A 19,585-nucleotide genomic window follows, 5' to 3' on the forward strand; every position below is an offset into this window, starting at 1 on the left:
TCGGAAGCTGCTTTGAACCGCGCTAAAATGCCAGGTCTTTAGAGGACGCAGCACATGCTCAACGAACTCGAATCACTGTCAGGAAACATCGGCCGGCTGATCCAGATCAGCGAGCGCCACCATCAGGCGCGTCTCGCGCTCGAAGCGCAAATCGAACAATTGCGCGCCGACTACGCGGGCGTTCAGGCCGAGCTCGTGCAGGTGCGAAGCGAGCGCGACGCATTGCAAGCCGAGCGCGACTCGCTTTCCGCGAAGATCGACGACGCACAGGTGCGCCTCAACGCAATCCTCGAGAAGCTGCCGCGCGGCAAAACGCATCACGCCGAAAGCGACAATCAGCTCGACCTTCTCAACGCCGAATCGCAGGCATCGCGCGACGCGCAGCCCGAACATGCGCATGCTGAAGAGATGCACGGCGAACATCATCACGGAGAGAAGGCATGACGACCACGCAGATCGAAGTATCCATCCTCGGGCAGCCGTATCGCCTCGCGTGCTCGCCGGAAACGGAAGCCGCATTGCGCGAAGCAGTCGCCCGCGTCGACGCCGAAATGAACAAGATCCGCAATGCCAGCAGCGTGCGCGGCACGGATCGCATCGCGGTGATGGCCGCGCTGTCGCTGGCGTCCGAATTGCTTCGGCTGCAGGAAAGCGTGCGTCATGGCGAAGCCTTCCCCGCCGAAGAAATTCGCCGCACGGTGCATTCGATGAACCAGCAGCTCGGCGCGGTCATCGCACAATATGAAGTGCAGTGAGTGCAAGCCGTTTGCATGATGCGCTGATCTAATCAGCCTCGCGGTGTCAATCAAAAAAAGATACTGCGCGATCACGGCGCAGGGGCTGCACAAGGCAAATGATTGGTGTAGAGTGAGGTTTCCCTGCCTGGTGCGCCAAGGTCATATATTCCTTGAACCAATGTCACATTGGCACGGTTGCGGAACCTTGTAACACGGGCGCGCGCGTCACTAGTCTGATGTACCCGAAGTGTTGCTTACCGCGACCAATCTTGAACCCAGGTTCAGGATGCCGGCCTAGCGGCTGAGGCGGGGACCTTATCCAGACGGCATCGGTTTATCCGATGCCGTTTTTATTTGCATCGCCGATTCTTCCCGCTCTCCTCATGCGCTACTGGCTGATGAAGTCCGAACCGGACGAAGCGAGCATCGATCATCTCGCGCACGCGCCGAAGAAAACCTTGCCGTGGACCGGCGTGCGCAACTATCAGGCGCGCAACTTCATGCGCGATCAGATGCAAATTGGCGACGGCGTGCTCTTCTATCATTCGAGCTGTCCGGAGCCGGGTATCGCGGGCATCGCGAAGGTTGCATCGACGGCCTATCCCGATCCTACGCAGTTCGATTCGAAAAGCCCCTACTTCGATCCCAAGTCCACGCAGGAAACGCCGCGCTGGCTGCTCGTCGACGTGAGCTTCGTCAGGAAGACGCCGCTCATTCCGCTTGCCGAATTGCGCGCGCACGATGCGCTTTCGGACATGCAAGTGCTGGCTCGCGGCAACCGGTTGTCCATCACGCCCGTCAGCGAAGCGCAGTGGCGCTTTATTACCGAACGGCTCGCCGGAGACCGGAACTAAGGGCGCGAATGGACCGCCTAAGAGCCGTCGCGAAACGCGCGACGTTACAGGCCTGAGTCCTTCGATGATGAACAAGAAAATCGCCGCCGCACTCGCTCTCGCGATGTCGAGCGCCGCGCTCACCTTCTCGGCCACTGCCGCTGCGCAGACGGTCATCGCCAATCCGCAGCCTTCGGGCGTGCTCTCGCTGTCGGCTCAGGCCAGCACGCAAGTGCCGCAGGATGTCGTCACCATTACGCTCTTCTACGAGCAGGAAGCCGCCGATCCTTCATCGCTGACGACTACGCTGAATCAGCGTGCCGAAGCCGCCTTGCGCGAAGCAAAGGGCGTCGATGGCGTCACCGCGAAGAGCGGCGCGTTCAGCGTGTATCCGTCGACGGATCGCGACGGCAAGATATCCGCGTGGCGCGGACGCACGGAAGTCGTGCTCGAATCGCATGACTTCGCGGCGGCCTCGAAGCTCGCGGGCAAGATGAGTTCGTCGATGCAGGTCGGCAACGTCACGTTCTCGCTGTCGCCGGAAGCCCAGCGCGCCGCTGCGCAGAAGCTCTCGACGCAGGCCATCGATTCGTTCCGCAAGCAGGCACAGGCCGCAGCGCAGGCGTTCGGCTATAGCAGCTTTACGATCCGGGAAGTGAACGTCGGCCAGAGCGGCGTGGCGCCGCGTCCGGTGATGATGATGCAGGCGCGCGGCATGAACGCCGATGCAAAGATGGCCGCGCCGATGGCGCTCGAAGCCGGCACGACGATGGTGACCGTCGACGTATCCGGCTCCGTGCAGATGGGGCGTTAAGCGCCGCCGGTTCAGGCGGCGTTGGCCGGCACGCGCCGATGCCGCTTGTACGCCCACACCATCAGGACGATGCCCACGATGACCATCGGCAGCGAAAGCCATTGGCCCATCGAGAGATTGAGCGCGAGCAGGCCGAGGTAATCGTCGGGTTCGCGTGCGAATTCCACCGTGAAGCGCGCGAGCCCGTAGCCGATCAGGAACAGCGCCGAGACTGCGCCCATCGGACGCGGCTTGCGCGAAAACGTCCAGATCACGATGAACAGCACGATGCCTTCGAGCGCGATTTCGTACAACTGCGACGGATGGCGCGGCAGCATCTGATACCGCTGGAAGACTTCGCTCAGATGCCATTGCGCATCCAGTTGCGGATTCTTCGCGAGCCAGACGGCGTCATCGTTCGACGAATGCTGGAAGAGCATGGCCCACGGCGCGGCCGGGTCCGTCACGCGGCCCCACAGCTCACCGTTGATGAAGTTACCAAGGCGCCCCGCCGCCAGACCGAGCGGCACCATCGGCGCGACGAAATCCGTCACCTGCAGCCACGTGCGCTTGCGCTGATGCGCGAAGAGCACCATCGCGAGCGTCACGCCGAGAAAGCCGCCGTGAAACGACATCCCGCCTTCCCACACCTTGAAGATATCGAGCGGATGCGACAGGTAGTAGCTCGCCTTGTAGAACACCACGTAGCCGAGGCGCCCGCCGAGAATGGTGCCGAGCACGCCGTAGAACAGCATGTCGTCGATGTCCTTCGCGGTCCAGCCCTGATTGGCGACGAACGGCAGCTTCAGCCGTAGCCGGCCAATGACGATGGCCGAAATAAACGCCACCAGATACATGAGCCCGTACCAGCGCACGGCGAGCGGTCCGAGATGAATGGCGACGGGATCGAAATTGGGATGTATGAGCATCGTAAGAAAGTCAAAGCAAAGCGGGAAGTCAGGCACGAATCATAAAGCAGAGACGGCTGCGGCCCGCGCACGCACGATCTCGATGAACCCGGCAAGCACCGGGCTCACCTCCGCCGCGCGCCACACGAGCCCCGTTTCGACAACGGGCGCATCCGCCACCGGCCGCAACGGACGATACACCACGCCCGTGCGTCGCAGATGCCGCAGCGATTGCGGCACGAGCGCGACGCCCATGCCCGCCGACACGAGGCTCACGATAGTCTGCATCTGAATCGCCTCTTGCCCGATGCGCGGCGTCAGCCCCGCCGCGGCGTAGCAACCCATGATGATGTCATACAAGCCCGGCGCGAGACGCCTCGGAAACACGACGAGCGGCGCGGCAGCCAGATCGCGCAGGTCGACGGGCGTGTCGGCCCATTCCGCCGCGCTTTGCTGCAACTGCGCGGCCGCTTCCGCCGACATCGCGACGACGAGCGGTTCGCGTGCGATCGGCAGATACGACAGCGACATCGCGTGCCGGGGCGGCAGCGGCGGAATGACGAGGCCCGCATCGATGCGGCCCGCGACGAGCTCCTCGATCTGCACGTCGCTCGTCGCTTCCGTCAGTTGCAGCCGCACGCCGGCATAGCGCGCGCCGAAATCGCGCAGCAGCGCGGGCAGCAGGCCGTAATCCGCCGTCGAGACGAAGGCGAGCGACAGCACGCCCGCCTCGCCTCGCGCGAGCGATTGCGCGAGCGGACGCAGCGCGTCGGCGGAAGCGAGCAGCCGGCGCACTTCGGGCAGCAAGTCCTTGCCGACCGCCGTCAGTTCGACCGTGCGCTTCGTCCGCGCGAACAGCGCCACGCCGAGCGCGTCTTCGAGCGCGCGGATGGCTTGCGAGAGGGGCGGCTGCGTCATGGCAAGGCGCGCGGCGGCGCGGCCGAAATGCATTTCTTCGGCGACCGTCACGAAGTAGCGCAGCAGGCGCATCTCGATCGGCGGATTCCGCTCTTCCATTGATATGTTTTGCGACCTAATAAGCCTTGAATAATATATTGGACAGGCACAAGCCGACGCTTCATTCTTGGGCCACTAGACCAAAAATTCTCACGGAGCCCCCATCATGCCGTTCAATCGCCGCTCGAAAAACATCACCCAGGGCGTCGCGCGCTCGCCCAACCGTTCGATGTACTACGCCCTCGGCTACAAGGAGGAAGACTTCGACAAGCCGATGATCGGCATCGCCAACGGGCATTCCACCATCACGCCGTGCAACGCGGGCTTGCAGCGCCTCGCCGACGCCGCCATCGCCGCGATCAGGCGGTCCGACGCGAACCCGCAGATTTTTGGCACGCCGACGATCTCGGACGGCATGTCGATGGGCACCGAAGGCATGAAGTACTCGCTCGTGTCGCGCGAGGTGATCGCGGACTGTATCGAGACTGCCGTGCAGGGACAGTGGATGGACGGCGTGGTCGTGATCGGCGGCTGCGACAAGAACATGCCCGGCGGGATGATCGGCCTTGCGCGCATGAACGTGCCGGGCATCTACGTGTATGGCGGCACCATTCGTCCGGGCAACTGGAAGGGCAAGGACCTGACCATCGTGTCGTCGTTCGAGGCCGTCGGTGAATTCACGGCTGGCCGCATGTCGGAAGAAGACTTCAAGGGCGTCGAGAAAAACGCGTGTCCGTCGACCGGATCGTGCGGCGGCATGTACACCGCCAACACGATGAGCTCGTCGTTCGAGGCGCTCGGCATGTCGCTGATGTATTCGTCGACGATGGCGAACCCCGACGACGAGAAAGTCGACTCGGCGGCTGAATCAGCGCGCGTCCTGGTCGAAGCGGTCAAGAAGGATCTGAAGCCGCGCGACATCATCACGAAGGAGTCGATCGAGAACGCGGTCGCGCTGATCATGGCGACGGGCGGTTCGACCAACGCGGTGCTGCACTATCTGGCGATCGCGCACGCGGCGGAAGTCGAGTGGACCATCGACGACTTCGAGCGCATGCGCAAGAAAGTGCCGGTCATCTGCGACCTGAAGCCGTCGGGCCAGTACGTCGCCACGGATCTGCACAAGGCGGGCGGCATCCCGCAAGTGCTGAGAATATTGCTCGACGCAGGCCTTCTGCACGGCGATTGCATCACGATCACCGGCCGCACGCTCGCGGAGGAACTGAAGGACGTGCCGGGCAAGCCGCGCGCGGATCAGAAGGTGATCTTTCCGATCGAGCAGGCGCTCTACAAGCAGGGCCACCTCGCGATTTTGCGCGGCAATCTCGCGGAAGACGGCGCGGTCGCGAAGATCACCGGCTTGAAGAACCCGGTCATCACCGGCCCGGCGCGCGTGTTCGACGACGAGCAGACCGCGATGGAGGCCATTCTCGCGGACAAGATCAAGGCCGGCGATGTCGTCGTGCTGCGCTATCTCGGCCCGCAAGGCGGCCCCGGCATGCCGGAGATGCTCGCGCCGACATCGGCGATCATTGGCAAGGGTCTGGGCGAATCGGTCGGTCTCATCACCGACGGGCGCTTCTCGGGCGGCACGTGGGGCATGGTGGTCGGCCACGTCGCGCCCGAAGCGTTCGCGGGCGGGACCATCGGTCTCGTGCAAGAGGGCGATTCGATCACCATCGATGCCCACAAGCTGCTGCTGCAACTGAACGTGGACGACGCGGAGATTGCGCGTCGGCGTGCGGCGTGGAAGAAGCCGGCCCCGCGTTATACGCGCGGCGTGCTGGCAAAGTACGCCACGCTGGCGTTGCCGGCGAATCGCGGGGCGGTGACGGGCTGATCGACGTCGCAATCCGTAGCACGCAATAACAAAGGGGCGCACATGCGCCCCTTTGTCTTTTGAACTTCGTCCCGCTCAAGCCTCCCGCTGCCGCCGCAACTCCTCTTCCACCGCGACGCTCACCCATTCGCGCATATGCGCTTCCAGCGCGACCGCCACTTCGCGCGTGATGTCCTGCACGAGCCTCGCCGAATGTGCGCGCAGCACGTCCTGACAACGCGCTTCGATCAGCGCGCGCGCATCGCCGTTCAGAAACTGCGTGACGCGCCCCTGCAAGCGTTGCGCGACGAGTTCCGCCTCGTAGGCGGCCGTCGCTTCGTCAGCCGTCGCCGCCCGCGCGAATTCCGGCTTGCCGGGCACGACGACATCGGTGAGAACGGGAATGGATGGATCGAAGGAATCGGACGTGTTCGTGGTGTCGGTCATGGTCTTGTATGGGTCGTCAGAGGTCTCCGTGCGCCGATGCTAACGCACGCGCACCGCCACGCACTGTTCGCTTAGCCGCCTTGCTTGTGCGTTTCGATGGCGTAGCCGCGATCGCGATAGAAGCGAAAGCGCTCGCGCCCGGCGGCCAGTTCGTCACCCTCGTTGCCGACGATCTCGATCAGCCGCTCGAAACGCGCGAACTGCGCGGCCACCGGCGCGCCGAGATTGACGAGCACCTGGTGATGCGGCACGTCGTTGAGATCCGATGCCAGCACCACCGGCGTTTCCTGCGCGAGCGGGCTCTTGGCCATGCAGTGCGGCACGAACTCGAGCGGCGCGAACGTCCACAACTGCTCGTCGAACGCGGCAAGACGCTGCGGCTCGGCAAGCACGACGAGCGCCCGCCCGCTCGCGTACGCCTTGCGCGCGAGGCGGCACGCATAGGCGAGCGGATCGCCGACATTCGTATGGAAGTCGATGCGCGTCACGGTTTCGCTCACTGCCCCGCGCGATCGATCAGGAATTGCGACAGCAGCGGCACCGGCCGGCCCGTCGCGCCCTTCGCCGCCCCGCTCTTCCACGCGGTCCCGGCGATATCGAGGTGCGCCCACGGATAGTTCTGCGCGAAACGCGACAGGAAGCACGCCGCCGTCACGCTGCCCGCCGGACGCCCGCCGATGTTCGCGACATCCGCGAAGTTCGACTTGAGCTGCTCCTGATACTCGTCGTCGAGCGGCAGACGCCACGCCGGATCGACGGCCTCGCGCGATGCGTCGAGCAGTTCGCCCGCAAGCGCATCGTCCTTCGAGAAGAGGCCCGTGTTGTGATGACCCAGCGCGATGATGCACGCGCCCGTCAACGTCGCGATATCGACGACGGCCGCCGGCTTGAAGCGTTCAGCGTAAGTGAGCGCGTCGCAGAGAATGAGGCGGCCTTCGGCGTCGGTGTTGAGCACTTCGATGGTCGTGCCGTTCATGGCCGTGACGATGTCGCCGGGCTTCAATGCGTTGCCCGCAGGCATGTTCTCGCAGGTCGGCACGACGCCGATCACGTTCAGTTTCAGACCCATTTCCGCGACGGCGCGCATCGTGCCGAACACCGAGCCGGCGCCGCACATGTCGTACTTCATCTCGTCCATCGCCTCGCCGGGCTTGATGGAGATGCCGCCGGAATCGAACGTGATGCCCTTGCCGACGAGCACGATCGGCGCATTCGACGCGTTCGACGCATTCTTGCCGCGCGCCTTGACCGGCTCCCCCGCGCCCTGGTAATGCATGACGATGAACTGCGGCGGCTGCACCGATCCCTTCGCGACCGACAGGAACGAACCCATGTTCAGCGCCTCGATCTGCTTCTGCCCGAGCACTTCGACCTTGAGCTTCCAGTCGCGGCCAAGCTGCTTGGCGGTCTGGCCGAGATAGGTCGGCGTGCAGACGTTCGGCGGCAGATTGCCGAGATCGCGCGTGAGGTCCATGCCGTTCGCGATCGCGACGCCTTGCTTGGCCGCGACCCGCGCCGCTTTCTCGTCGGCGGTATCGATGCTGAAGACGATCTTTCTGAGCGAGCGCTCGCCGTTTTCCGGCTTGCTCTTCATCTGCGAGAACTTGTAGGTCAGCTCGCGCAGCGCGAGGATGGCCGCGCGCACGCCCCAGTCGCCGGTGCGTTCGAGAATCGGCAGTTGAGCGAGCGTGAAGGTGACTTGGCCGATCTTCGTGCCGAGGATCACGCGCCATGCCGCGCGCACGGCTTCGCCATACGCTTTCTGATTGAAGGCGTCCTGCTTGCCGAGGCCGACGAGCAGCACACGCGCCGCGCCGATGCCCGTCACTTCGGGGATCATCAGCGTCGTGCCGGCGCGGCCGCTCATGTCGCCCGCCTTGACGACGCGCGAAATCAGCCCTTTCGTCGCGACATCCATGACGCGGGCCGCGCCTGTAAGTGTCTGTGCTTCGAACACGCCGAGCACGACGACATCGGCTTTCCCCGTCAGGAAACCATTTGCCTCGCCTTTGCTCCAATCACAGGCTTTTATGCTAAAGTCCATCGCGCTTATCCTCGGTAAAATCTGGGCTGAAGGATGAAAGCCGCAATTATCCGCTATTTTCACCGCGGCGGTCACAGGCTCACGACGCAAGGGAACGAAGCGTCGAACCTCGCGTCTGTAGAACGAATAGCCACGCTGCCGCCGCCGGCCTCAAGCAAAATTCAATGATCTTCGAACGCTCCCTGCAGCGCGAACTCGCGTATACGGCCGGCGCCGTGTTCATGGTGCTGCTCACGATCATGCTCACGACGATGATGATCCGCATCGTCGGCTTCGCGGCGTCGGGCCAGGTCGACCCGCGCGACGTCGTCGTGCTGATCGGGCTCACGGTCATCGGCTATCTCGCCGTCATGCTGATCGTGACGCTCTTCGTCTCGATCCTCTTCGTGCTCACGCGCTGGTATCGCGATTCCGAAATGGTCGTGTGGCTCGCCTCGGGCGTCAGCCAGACGCAGCTCATCAAGCCGATCGCCACGTTTTCCACGCCGATCATCATCCTCATCATCTTCTTCGCGTTCGTCGGCTGGCCGTGGTCGAACCAGCAGAGCAAGCTCATCAAGGCGCGCTTTCAGCAGCGCGATGAAGTGTCGCTGCTCGCGCCGGGGCAGTTCCGCGAATCGCCGTCGAGCCATCGCGTGTTCTTCATCGAGAAGATGTCGCCGGATCAGGGGCATGTGGAAAACGTATTCGTGACGAGCACCGAAGGCGGCAAGGTCAACGTGATCGTCTCGAAGAACGGCCACACCGAAACGCGTGCGGACGGCGACCGCTTCATCGTGCTGGAAAACGGCCGCCGTTACGATGGCGAGCCCGGCCAGCCCAACTTCCGGATCATGGAATTCGCGCGTTACGGCGTGAAGATCATGAGTCGTCAAGTGATCAACACGCCCTCGACGACGGGCATCTCCACGCCCGATCTGCTCGCCGATCCGACCCAGCAGAACCTCGCTGAATTCGCGTGGCGGCTGGGCTTGCCGCTCATCGCCATCAATCTGATGCTGCTTGCCATTCCGCTGTCTTATCAGAATCCGCGCCGAAGCCGGACCATCAATCTCGTGATGGCCGTGCTGATCTATTTGACGTACTCGAATCTGCTGAACGTGGTGCAGTCGTGGATCGAGCAAGGCAAGCTCTCGTTCGGCGTGGGCATCGCGGGGCTGCATATTCTGGTGAGCGCGGTCGTCGCGTTCATCTTCTGGCTGCGGGTGCGCAACCGGCCGCTCTTCACGCGCGCGATGTTCACGCGCTCGAAGGGAGCGTAAGCAATGCGCATCTACGAACGATACTTCGCGCGCCAGATTTATCTCGCGTTCATCTTCATCCTGTTTGCGTTCTCGGGCCTGTTCTTCTTTTTCGACCTGATCAATGAGCTGAACACGGTCGGACACGGCAACTACAAGTTCACACTCGCGGTGCTGCGCGTCGCGTTGCAGACGCCGTCGCGCTTCTACGAAATCATCCCTGTCGCGGCGCTCATTTCCGCGATCTACGTGTTCGCGCAGATGGCGGCGGCGTCCGAGTTCACCATCTTCCGCGTGTCGGGGCTGTCGACGGGCACCGCGTTGCGATCGCTGTTGAAGATCGGCGTGCCGCTCGTGCTCGTGACGTATCTGATCGGCGAAGTGATCGGCCCGTACTCGGACCAGTTGTCCGAGCGCGTGCGGCTGGAGGCGCTGGGGTCGTCGGTATCGTCGAACTTCCAGTCGGGCGTGTGGGTGAAGGACACGCTGACCGCGAAGGAAAACGGCGAACAGGTCACGCGCTTCGTCAACGTGGGCACGCTCAATCCCGATACGACGATCGCCAACGTGCGCATCTACGAATTCGATTCGAAGTTTCGGCTGTCGAACGTGCGCGTCGCCAGGAGCGGCGTGTTTCAGCCGCCGGGCCACTGGAAGCTGACTGGCGTCACGGAAACGCAATTGATCGACGCACAGCCGCAAGCCGTCAATCCGGGCGATGCGCTCAATCCGGTGTATCGCGCGAAGGAGACGGCGCTGCCCGAATACTCGCTGCGCTCCGAGCTGACGCCGCAGATTCTGTCGGTGTTGCTGGTGTCGCCCGACCGGATGTCGATGTTCAATCTGTTCCGCTATATCCAGCACTTGACGGAGAATCATCAGGACACGCAGCGGTATCAGATCGCGTTCTGGCGCAAGATTCTGTATCCGTTCGCGGTGCTGGTGATGCTGGTGCTGTCGCTGCCGTTTGCATACTTGCATACGCGCGCCGGCGTCGTCGGCGTGAAGGTGTTCGGCGGCATCATGATCGGCATGAGCTTCCAGTTGTTCAACACGCTTTTCTCGCACATCGGCACGTTGAATACGTGGCCTGCGCCCATCACGGCGGCGGCGCCCGCCCTCGCCTATCTGGCGATCGGCTTGCTGGGCCTGAAGTGGGTGGAACGGCACTGAGTCTTTTCGGGAGAGCGTGATGGGCAAGCACGGCATCATCCTGTTCGGCCACGGCGCACGCGATCCGCGCTGGGCCGAGCCGTTCGAACGTCTTGCTGCGAAGCTGCGTTCGTTGCGCGGCGATCCGGTTGCGCTCGCATTTCTCGAACTGATGACGCCGGATTTGCCCGCTGCGGTCGCCGCGCAAGCCGCCGATGGCTGCGATGCGATCACCGTCGTGCCGGTTTTCTTCGGCCAGGGCGGGCATGTACGGCGTGATTTGCCGCAGGTGATCGATACCTGCCGCGCGTTGCATCCGGGCGTGGTCATTCATTGCGCAACGGCTGTCGGCGAGGACGAGGGCGTGCTCGACGCGGTCGCGAGGTATTGCTTGACGCAGGTTTAGGGTTTGGGCTTTGGCCGTTTGGGCGAGTGTCAGATCGCCATGAAGGAACCCGTCATCAACGAACTTCGACGCGGCGCGCGCTAGCCTGACCGCACACCACCGCTTACCCTCCGCGCAACTGCCAGAACAACGCCCGATCAAACGGCGCCCACATCGGCACTCGCACGCCGGCAGCGTCGAGCGCATTGCGCGTCCACTGATTGCAGGTCAGAAACGCCGAATAGTGCCCGCGCGCTTCATAGAAAGCGTCGTAATCGTTGTAGTGGTGTCCCGGCACGTTCGTGGATTGTCCGTCGGCATCGAGCTTCGCGGTCCCGAGCACGTACGCCGCCACGCGCCGATAGGCAGCAACAGAAATCGTAATCGGCAGCGCATCGTCCGATGCCACGCTCGGCGCGGCCATGAACTGGACGTGCAACACCGTGCTGCCGCGTCCCGAAAGCGCGAGCAAGGCCGTCGATGCCCGCAGATCGCTCCATTCCGGCGTGTTCAGATAGAACTCGCGATCGCCCCAGCCGACTTCGATCATGTCGTATCGCGCCGACGCAGCGGGCATGCGCGTATCCGACGGCGAGAAATAGCGGGACCAGTCGACGCCCGCCGCATTGCGCGGCAGCACAAGCGCGGCATGAACGCCGTTGGTCGTGAGCCAGATGGTGACGCCCTCGCCGGGTGCGACGGGTTGCCAGTCACGGTTGCCGGGCGCCATAGCGGCCACCAGCGCAACGAGCGCGTAGCCCAGCAGCAGCGAAACGACGAGCCCCAACGCACGCGCCGTCCATCGACTGACCCAACGCACAGCGTTGCCGACACGAGCCGCAAGAGAACGTGGCATTCCTGACGACCGATGAACGCGATACCCGGCGAACCGTTCAGCAGCGCCGGCTCAAAGAAAAAACGCACCTTCCGGTGCGCTTTTCTGGCGAACTCAAAGCAGCATCACGCCGCCATCCCTTTCAGATGCACCCGCGGCTTCACCGCCGACGCCCTTTCGCGAAACGCCTCTCCGATCATCAGCAGACTCGGCTGCGACGGATCGAGCCATTCCTGCGCCTCGCCGAGCGCCATTTGCGCGAGCGTCAGGGTCAGCGTGCGTTCGCGCGGCGTGCTGCATGCCTCGACGATCGCCACCGGCGTCGATCCCGGACGCCCGGCGTCGATGAGCTGCTGCGCGATGTCCGGCGCACTGTCGCGGCCCATGTAGAACACGAGCGAATCGGCCTTCGCCTGCTCGCGGATCGTATCGCTATCGGCGGCGCGGCTGTGCGTCGCCAGCGCCACGCTGCGCGACACGCCGCGCAGCGTCAGCGATCGCCTGAGCGTCGCCGCGCTCGCCAGCGCCGCCGTGATGCCCGGCACCACGTCATACTCGATGCCCGCCGCTTCCAGCGCGCGCATTTCCTCGTCGGCGCGGCCAAAGAGCATCGGGTCGCCGCCCTTCAGACGCACGACGACGCCATGCTCGCGCGCCGCATCGACGATCTGCTTGTTGATGAAATGCTGGGCCGTCGAGCGCTGCCCGCAACGCTTGCCGACCGCGATCTTCTTCGCGTGCGGCGCGTAGTCGAGCATTGCCGGTTCGATCAGCGCGTCGTGCAGCACGACATCGGCCGATTCGAGCAGGCGCATGCCGCGCACGGTGATGAGATCCGCCGCGCCCGGCCCCGCTCCGATCAGATAGACCTTACCCATCGCATTTCACCCGTCATTAAGCCGCGATTGCGCGAATCATACCCGCCGCGACCGTGTGATGCGTCGCCTCGTCGATCAGCACGAACGCGCCCGTTCCCTGATGCGTATCGTACGCGTCCGCGACGATCGGCTTCTGCAGCGTCAGCGCCACGCGGCCAATGTCGTTCATCGCGAGCGTCGTGCGGTCCACCGAATGCGACAGCGTGTGCACGTCGAGCACCTGCTTCACCGCGCCGATGCGCGCGAACACGGTATTGGTCGTCTGCTTCAGCAAGTACTTGCGCTGCGGCGAAAGCGGCTCTTCGTCGAACCAGCAGAGGTCGGCTTCGAGCTTCTTCGCCGGATCGACGGTTGCGGACGCCGGCACGAAGGTGTCGCCGCGCGATACATCGACGTCTTCGGTCAGGCGTAGCGTCACCGTCTGACCCGCGAACGCGCGATCCACCGGGCTCACGCCGCCCGGCACCGGCGCGATGATCTCGGCCACCGTCGCCGGGCGATTGCCCGGCAGCACGGTGATCGCATCGCCGACGCGCACTTCGCCGGCTTCGACGCGGCCCATGTAGCCGCGGAAGTCGTCGGCTTGCGAGCCGTCCTGACGCGCGACCCACTGCACCGGGAAACGCAGCGCCTGTTCGTTCGGCTGCGCGACCGGCAGCAATTCGAGCAGATCCAGCAGCGGCTCGCCCGCATACCAGGGCATGCGCTCGCTGGCGGTCACGATGTTGTCGCCCTTGAGCGCCGACACCGGCACGAAGCGCACGTTGTCGAGTCCGAGCTGACGCGCGAGCGCGACGTAGGCATCGCGAATCTCGTTGAAGCGCGCCTCGCTGTACTCGACGAGGTCCATCTTGTTGATCGCGACGATCACGTGCTGCAGGCCCAGAAGCTTGACGATCGCGCTATGGCGCTTCGTCTGCGGCAGCAGTTGCGCCGCGCCGTTCTCGAAGGTGACGCGCGTCGCGTCGACGAGAATGATCGCCGCATGCGCCGTCGATGCGCCCGTCACCATGTTGCGCGTGTACTGCTCGTGGCCGGGCGTATCGGCAATGATGAACTTGCGCTTGGCGGTCGCGAAATAGCGGTAGGCAACGTCGATCGTGATGCCCTGCTCGCGCTCGGCTTCGAGGCCGTCCGTCAGCAGTGACAGATCGATTTCATCGCCGACCGTGCGCTTGTTCTTCGCACGGGAAATGGCGGAAAGCTGGTCGGACAGCACGGCCTTGCTGTCGTACAGAAGGCGGCCGATCAGCGTGCTCTTGCCGTCGTCGACGCTGCCCGCCGTGATGAAGCGCAACACGCCCAGGTCTTCGGCTTGATAAATGCTCATGATTCGTTCGTTCCTTGGACGTGATGCTTAGAAATAGCCTTGCTTCTTGCGCTGTTCCATCGCGGCTTCGGATGCCTGATCGTCCATGCGCGTCGCGCCGCGTTCGGTGATTTCCGTCACGGCGGTTTCCGCGATGATCTTCTCGACATCGTCGGCATCGCTCGAAACCGGGCACGTGCAGCTGATGTCGCCGACCGTGCGGAAGCGCACCTGCGCCATTTCCGGGGTCTCGCCTTCGCGCACCGGCGTGAGCGGCGTCACCGGCACGAGCAGCCCGTTGCGGCGGACGATCTCGCGCTCGTGCGCATAGTAGATCGACGGCAGTTCGAGCTTTTCGCGCGCAATGTATTGCCACACGTCGAGTTCGGTCCAGTTGGAGATCGGGAACACCCGCAGATGCTCGCCGGCATGAAGACGCGCGTTGTAGATGCTCCACAGTTCCGGGCGCTGCGCCTTCGGGTCCCATTGGCCGAATTCATCGCGGAACGAGAAGATGCGCTCTTTCGCGCGAGCCTTCTCTTCGTCGCGGCGCGCGCCGCCGATCATCGCGGTATAGCCGTGTTCCTCGATGGTCTCGAGAAGCGTCACCGCTTGCGCCGCATTGCGCGAATCGGTTTCGCGACGCAGGCGCACGGTGCCCTTCTTGATCGAATCTTCGACATGGCCGACGACGAGTTCCGCGCCGATCTCCGCTGCGCGGCGATCACGGAAGTCGATGACTTCGTCGAAGTTGTGGCCGGTATCGATATGGACCAGCGGGAACGGCAGCACCGTCTTGCGGCCCGCGCCGAGGCCGAAGGCCTTCAACGCGAGATGCAGCACGACGACCGAATCCTTGCCGCCCGAAAACAGCAGCGCGGGCTTGCTGCATTCCGCGACGAGTTCGCGCAGGATGTGGATCGACTCGGCTTCGAGCCAGTCGAGATGGTCCATCCGCGTCGCCCGGTTGACGATCGGGGTCGTGACGTTGGGGTCGAGCGTCGTGCTCATATTCGTCGATCCTTTTATGGCGGCGCCAAGAAAGGCGTCGCGTTCGGTAACAGGGTTGTGCTGCGGCGTCTTCGCGCCTCGATGTCTTTTGGTCAGATCGCCGAGCTGGGAGTTTCTTCGACGATCCTGATGCTGCTGATGTTGGTCATGTGCAGGCCACATTCCTTCGTATCGCGCGACTCCCACCACCAGCGGCCCGCCCGGCTGTCCTCGCCGGGACGCACCGCGCGCGTGCAGGGCTCGCAGCCGATGCTCGGATAGCCGCGCGCATGCAGCGGATTCACGGGCACATCGAACGCCTTCAGGTAGTCCCACACATCGGCTTCGCTCCAGTCCGCGAGCGGATTGAACTTTGCGATGCCCCGCGGCGCGTCGTGCTCTTCCTCGTGCAACTCGGCGCGCGTCACCGACTGCTCGCGGCGCTGGCCCGTCACCCACGCGGAGACATCGCCGAGTGCGCGGTTGAGCGGCTCCACCTTACGGATATGGCAGCAGCTCTTGCGCAAATCAATGCTCTCGTAGAACGCATTCGCGCCGTGATCGCGCACGTAGGCGTCGACGGCATCGGGCTGCGGATGAAACTGCTCGATGTCGTAGCCGTAACGTGCTTTCACGGCGTCGATCATGCCGAGCGTTTCCGCGTGCAGGCGGCCGGTGTTCAGCGAAAAGATGCCGATCTTCACGCCGCGGGAAAGAATCGCGTGCGTGAGCACCATGTCTTCCGCGGCGAGGCTGCTGGCTAGCTTGACGCGCTCGTGACGCGCTGCGATGGAATCCAGCAGCGCATCCAGACGGTCAACCCTGGCTTGCAATTCTGGCGTCATGCCTCAGGCTCCGAGCGTGGCGAGCACCGCGGCGCGGCGGCGGAACAGCGGTTCCGGATTGTCGTTCGCGCCCTGATACAGCTCGGTGAACTCGTTGAACGCGTTCAGCGCGTCGTTGATGTCCTTGTCGGCGCGCACGGCGAAAGCGTCGAAGCCGCAGCGATGGTGGAAGAACACCTGATCGCGCAACACGTCGCCGATGGCCCGCAGCTCGCCCTTCCAGTCATACCGCTCACGCAGCAGGCGGCCAATCGAAAAGCCGCGGCCATCGCGGAACACCGGGAAATCGACCGCGATGACCGCGATCTTGTCGAAGTCCGGCGCGATATCCGCAGGTTCGTCGTCCGGAGCGAGCCACACGCCGAGCTCGTCCTTCGAGCGCGATGCGGCGATCGCATCCTTGTGTTCCTTCCACAACGCGAACGGCACGATCACCTTGCCGGCCGGCAGCGCATCGGCTGCGGGCAGCGCGCCGTCTTCGGCGGCGCGGATCACGGTGAAATCGTCTTCGACGACGGCGCGGTTCTTGATAATCAACGTCATCTTCAAATCCTCAAGCGTGTGCCTGGCGCGATGCGTACACGCGCTCCTTGAACGGCGCGATGCCGATGCGGCCGAACGTATCGATGAAGCGCTCGCCTTCGATGCGGTTGTCGACGAACGTATCGATCACGCTCGACACGACGTCCGGCATTTCATGCGCCGAGAACGACGGGCCGATGACCTTGCCGAGATGCGCACCGGTCGCGCCGGAGCTTTGCTCGCCGCCGAGCGTCACCTGATACCACTCCGAGCCGTCCTTATCGACGCCCAGCACGCCGATGTTGCCGACGTGGTGATGACCGCACGCGTTCATGCAGCCCGAAATGTTGATCGACAGGTCGCCGAGGTCGTAGACGTAGTCGGCGTCGTCGAAACGCTGCTGGATCGCTTGCGCAATCGGGATCGACTTCGCGTTCGCGAGCGAGCAGAAATCGCCGCCGGGGCACGAAATGATGTCCGTCAGCAAGCCGATGTTCGCCGATGCAAAACCGACCGCCTTCGCGCGTTCCCACACGGTGAACAGGTCGTTCTTCTTCACGTTCGCGAGAATCAGGTTCTGCTCGTGCGACACGCGAATCTCGCCGAAGGAGAATTCGTCGGCGAGCGCCGCAACGTCGTCCATCTGCTTGTCGGTCGCATCGCCGGGAGCAATGCCCGTCGGCTTCAGCGACAGCGTCACCGATGCATAGCCCGGCACCTTGTGCGGGCGCACGTTGCGCTCGACCCAGCGCGCGAATGCCTTGTTCTCGATCAGATGCTTCTCATACGATGCGTCCGTGTCCGGCAGCTTCTCGTAGGCCGGCGGCGCGAAGAACTTCGACACGCGCTCGACTTCGTCCTGCGTGAGCGTCGACGGGCCGTCCTTCAGATGCAGCCACTCTTCCTCGACCTGCTTCGCGAACTTCTCCGGCGACAGCGCCTTCACCAAAATCTTGATGCGCGCCTTGTACATGTTGTCGCGGCGGCCGTAGCGGTTGTAGACGCGCAGCACGGCTTCGCAGTAGGTCAGCAGATGCTGCCACGGCAGGTCTTCCTTGATCACCGCGCCGATGATCGGCGTGCGGCCGAGCCCGCCGCCCGCGAGAATGCTCGCGACGACTTCGCCCTGCGCGTTCTTCTTCAGATAGACGCCGAGATCGTGAATCTGCACCGCCGCGCGATCTTCCGCCGAGCCGCACACCGCGATCTTGAACTTGCGCGGGAGCCAGGCAAACTCGGGATGGAACGTCGACCATTGACGCAGGATTTCGGCCCACGGACGCGGATCGACTTCCTCATCCGGTGCAACGCCGGCGAACTGGTCCGCCGTGATGTTGCGGATGCAGTTGCCGGAAGTCTGGATCGCGTGCATCTGCACCGATGCCAGCTTGCGCAGGATTTCGGGCGTCTCTTCGAGCTCGACCCAGTTGAACTGGATGTTCGTGCGCGTCGAGAAGTGGCCGTAGCCGCGATCGTGCTCGCGCGCGATCGTCGCCAGCATGCGCAGTTGGTCGCTGCGCAGGTTGCCGTAAGGAATCGCGATGCGGTGCATGTACGCGTGGCGCTGCATGTACAGGCCGTTCTGCAGCCGCAGCGGACGAAACTCCTCTTCGCTCAACTCGCCCGACAGACGTCGGCGAACCTGATCGGCGTACTGTGCGACTCGCTCGTCGACGATTCGCTGGTCGACCTCATCGTATTGATACATTCGGGGGCCCCAAGTTTTTGTGTGCGCGCTGCGTTCCAGGTTACGCGGCGCAGATAACCATTGATTCACCATTGCGCGGGTCGTTCAGATGGAACGATCATTTGCTAATGACAAAAACAGCTATCGAAATTGGAAAAATTGGACTGATAGTAATAAACCTGCTATATATTGCAAACGACTGAAAAATTACTTTGATATGCAATCGGGTAATAACGAAGGGTTCTAAATGAATTTGCATCAGTTCCGCTTCGTGCGTGAGGCCGTGCGGCAGAACTTCAACCTGACGGAAGCAGCGAAAGCACTGTATACATCGCAACCCGGCGTCTCCAAAGCCATCATCGAGCTTGAGGACGAACTGGGCGTCGAGATCTTCACGCGCCACGGCAAGCGCGTGCGCTCGCTGACCGAGCCGGGACGTATCATCCTCGCTTCCGTCGAAAAAATCCTGCAAGAAGTCGAGAGCCTGAAGCGCGTCGGCAAGGATTACGCGGCGCAGGATCAGGGCAACCTCGTCATCGCCGCGACGCATACGCAGGCGCGCTACTCGCTGCCGGCGGCCATCGCCGAGTTCAAGAAGCGCTTTCCGAAGGTGCATCTTTCGATCCTGCAAGGCAGCCCGACGCAGGTCGCGGAGATGGTCATCCACGATCAGGCGGATATCGCCATCGCCACCGAGGCCATCGCCAATTACAAGGAACTCGTGTCGCTGCCCTGCTTCCAGTGGCAGCATCTCGCGGTCATGCTGCCCGAGCATCCACTGCTGGAACGCAAGCTTCTCACGCTCGACGATCTCGTGCAGTACCCGCTCATCACGTATGACGCCGCGTTCGCCGGCCGTAGCAAGATCAATCAGGCGTTCGCGCTGCGCGCGCTGAGTCCGGACATCGTGCTCGAGGCCATCGACGCGGACGTCATCAAGACGTATGTCGAACTGGGGCTGGGCGTCGGGATCATGGCGGATATCGCGTTCAACCCGGAGCGCGACCGTCATTTGCGCGCGATGCCCGTCGGCCATCTGTTCGGCACCAACGTCACGCGGCTCGCGCTCAAACAGGGCGCTTATCTGCGCAGCTATGTGTACACGCTCGTCGAACTGCTGTCGCCTTCGATGAACCGCAAGCTGATCGAACAGGCGCTCGCCGGCGGTCACGAGACTTACGAACTCTGAATACGACGGCGCAA

21 protein-coding genes and 1 other RNA gene are annotated in these 19,585 nt (G+C 63.4%); 10 read left to right on the forward strand and 12 right to left on the reverse strand.

Translation table 11 applies throughout. From position 1 onward, the window contains the following. Positions 1–54 precede the first annotated feature (54 nt). The 5 genes from LDZ21_RS10605 (at position 55) to LDZ21_RS10625 (ending at position 2,384) form a co-directional block, all read left to right on the forward strand. A complete protein-coding gene (locus LDZ21_RS10605; protein WP_035960524.1) occupies positions 55–444 on the forward strand; it encodes a hypothetical protein in 390 nt (129 codons plus the stop codon). Further along, positions 441–755: a cell division protein ZapA gene (locus tag LDZ21_RS10610; protein ID WP_035960522.1), complete on the forward strand. Its 315-nt coding sequence runs from the start codon at positions 441–443 to the stop codon at positions 753–755. The genes LDZ21_RS10605 and LDZ21_RS10610 overlap by 4 nt, the downstream gene beginning before the upstream one ends. A 117-nt stretch (positions 756–872) precedes the next feature. Continuing rightward, a non-coding RNA gene (ssrS, locus tag LDZ21_RS10615) (6S RNA) lies at positions 873–1,054 on the forward strand. A 66-nt stretch (positions 1,055–1,120) separates the two neighbouring features. Continuing rightward, entirely contained in the window at positions 1,121–1,591 is a 471-nt protein-coding gene (locus LDZ21_RS10620; RefSeq protein ID WP_244794819.1) for an EVE domain-containing protein, read from the forward strand. Between the two features lie 67 nt (positions 1,592–1,658). Further along, entirely contained in the window at positions 1,659–2,384 is a 726-nt protein-coding gene (locus LDZ21_RS10625) for an SIMPL domain-containing protein (protein WP_244794820.1), read from the forward strand. Positions 2,385–2,395: 11 nt separating this feature from the next. On the opposite strand, the gene lgt is transcribed toward LDZ21_RS10625, so the two are convergent. Next, complete coding sequence (gene lgt / locus LDZ21_RS10630; RefSeq protein WP_244793286.1) at positions 2,396–3,292, reverse strand: prolipoprotein diacylglyceryl transferase; 897 nt, start codon at positions 3,290–3,292, stop codon at positions 2,396–2,398. A gap of 39 nt (positions 3,293–3,331) precedes the next feature. Continuing rightward, positions 3,332–4,288: a LysR family transcriptional regulator gene (locus tag LDZ21_RS10635; protein WP_244793287.1), complete on the reverse strand. Its 957-nt coding sequence runs from the start codon at positions 4,286–4,288 to the stop codon at positions 3,332–3,334. A gap of 106 nt (positions 4,289–4,394) precedes the next feature. On the opposite strand from LDZ21_RS10635, the gene ilvD reads away from it, so the two are divergent. Then, positions 4,395–6,068, forward strand: a complete 1,674-nt coding sequence (gene ilvD / locus LDZ21_RS10640; protein ID WP_244793289.1) for a dihydroxy-acid dehydratase — start codon at positions 4,395–4,397, stop codon at positions 6,066–6,068. A 75-nt stretch (positions 6,069–6,143) separates the two neighbouring features. On the opposite strand, the gene LDZ21_RS10645 is transcribed toward ilvD, so the two are convergent. From LDZ21_RS10645 to LDZ21_RS10655, 3 genes are all read right to left on the reverse strand, one after another. Next, positions 6,144–6,494, reverse strand: coding sequence for a DUF2486 family protein (locus LDZ21_RS10645; protein WP_244793291.1), 351 nt, complete (start codon positions 6,492–6,494; stop codon positions 6,144–6,146). Between the two features lie 71 nt (positions 6,495–6,565). Continuing rightward, positions 6,566–6,982: a DNA polymerase III subunit chi gene (locus LDZ21_RS10650; protein WP_244794821.1), complete on the reverse strand. Its 417-nt coding sequence runs from the start codon at positions 6,980–6,982 to the stop codon at positions 6,566–6,568. 8 nt (positions 6,983–6,990) lie between these two features. After that, entirely contained in the window at positions 6,991–8,538 is a 1,548-nt protein-coding gene (locus tag LDZ21_RS10655; RefSeq protein ID WP_035960515.1) for a leucyl aminopeptidase, read from the reverse strand. 164 nt (positions 8,539–8,702) lie between these two features. Here LDZ21_RS10655 and lptF point away from each other — a divergent pair, with 164 nt between their 5' ends. From lptF to LDZ21_RS10670, 3 genes are read left to right on the forward strand one after another with little or no spacing between them, the layout of a single operon-like run. Continuing rightward, positions 8,703–9,800: an LPS export ABC transporter permease LptF gene (gene lptF, locus LDZ21_RS10660; RefSeq protein WP_035960513.1), complete on the forward strand. Its 1,098-nt coding sequence runs from the start codon at positions 8,703–8,705 to the stop codon at positions 9,798–9,800. Between the two features lie 3 nt (positions 9,801–9,803). Continuing rightward, positions 9,804–10,952 carry an LPS export ABC transporter permease LptG gene (gene lptG / locus LDZ21_RS10665; RefSeq protein ID WP_244793293.1) on the forward strand — a complete coding sequence of 383 codons (1,149 nt, stop codon included), beginning with the start codon at positions 9,804–9,806 and terminating at the stop codon, positions 10,950–10,952. Positions 10,953–10,971: 19 nt separating this feature from the next. Continuing rightward, positions 10,972–11,337, forward strand: coding sequence for a sirohydrochlorin chelatase (locus tag LDZ21_RS10670; protein ID WP_244793295.1), 366 nt, complete (start codon positions 10,972–10,974; stop codon positions 11,335–11,337). Positions 11,338–11,440: 103 nt separating this feature from the next. Here the strand turns inward: LDZ21_RS10670 and LDZ21_RS10675 are convergent, their stop codons facing one another. From LDZ21_RS10675 to LDZ21_RS10705, 7 genes are all read right to left on the reverse strand, one after another. Beyond that, positions 11,441–12,172, reverse strand: coding sequence for a TIGR02117 family protein (locus LDZ21_RS10675; protein WP_244793297.1), 732 nt, complete (start codon positions 12,170–12,172; stop codon positions 11,441–11,443). 104 nt (positions 12,173–12,276) lie between these two features. Then, positions 12,277–13,029 (reverse strand): uroporphyrinogen-III C-methyltransferase, encoded by a 753-nt coding sequence (gene cobA / locus LDZ21_RS10680; RefSeq protein ID WP_244793299.1) that lies wholly within the window; start codon positions 13,027–13,029, stop codon positions 12,277–12,279. Positions 13,030–13,045: 16 nt separating this feature from the next. Beyond that, positions 13,046–14,359: a sulfate adenylyltransferase subunit CysN gene (locus LDZ21_RS10685; protein ID WP_404980499.1), complete on the reverse strand. Its 1,314-nt coding sequence runs from the start codon at positions 14,357–14,359 to the stop codon at positions 13,046–13,048. Positions 14,360–14,386: 27 nt separating this feature from the next. Then, positions 14,387–15,349 carry a sulfate adenylyltransferase subunit CysD gene (gene cysD, locus LDZ21_RS10690; RefSeq protein WP_244793301.1) on the reverse strand — a complete coding sequence of 321 codons (963 nt, stop codon included), beginning with the start codon at positions 15,347–15,349 and terminating at the stop codon, positions 14,387–14,389. A gap of 92 nt (positions 15,350–15,441) precedes the next feature. Further along, positions 15,442–16,173, reverse strand: a complete 732-nt coding sequence (locus LDZ21_RS10695) for a phosphoadenylyl-sulfate reductase (protein WP_244793303.1) — start codon at positions 16,171–16,173, stop codon at positions 15,442–15,444. 3 nt (positions 16,174–16,176) lie between these two features. Further along, positions 16,177–16,716, reverse strand: coding sequence for a DUF934 domain-containing protein (locus LDZ21_RS10700; RefSeq protein ID WP_244793305.1), 540 nt, complete (start codon positions 16,714–16,716; stop codon positions 16,177–16,179). Positions 16,717–16,726: 10 nt separating this feature from the next. Next, positions 16,727–18,403 (reverse strand): nitrite/sulfite reductase, encoded by a 1,677-nt coding sequence (locus tag LDZ21_RS10705; protein WP_244793307.1) that lies wholly within the window; start codon positions 18,401–18,403, stop codon positions 16,727–16,729. A gap of 226 nt (positions 18,404–18,629) precedes the next feature. Here LDZ21_RS10705 and LDZ21_RS10710 point away from each other — a divergent pair, with 226 nt between their 5' ends. Then, positions 18,630–19,571 carry a CysB family HTH-type transcriptional regulator gene (locus LDZ21_RS10710; protein ID WP_035960499.1) on the forward strand — a complete coding sequence of 314 codons (942 nt, stop codon included), beginning with the start codon at positions 18,630–18,632 and terminating at the stop codon, positions 19,569–19,571. Positions 19,572–19,585 lie beyond the last annotated feature (14 nt).

This window comes from Caballeronia grimmiae (assembly GCF_022879615.1).
GTDB classification, from domain to species: Bacteria; Pseudomonadota; Gammaproteobacteria; order Burkholderiales; family Burkholderiaceae; genus Caballeronia; species Caballeronia grimmiae.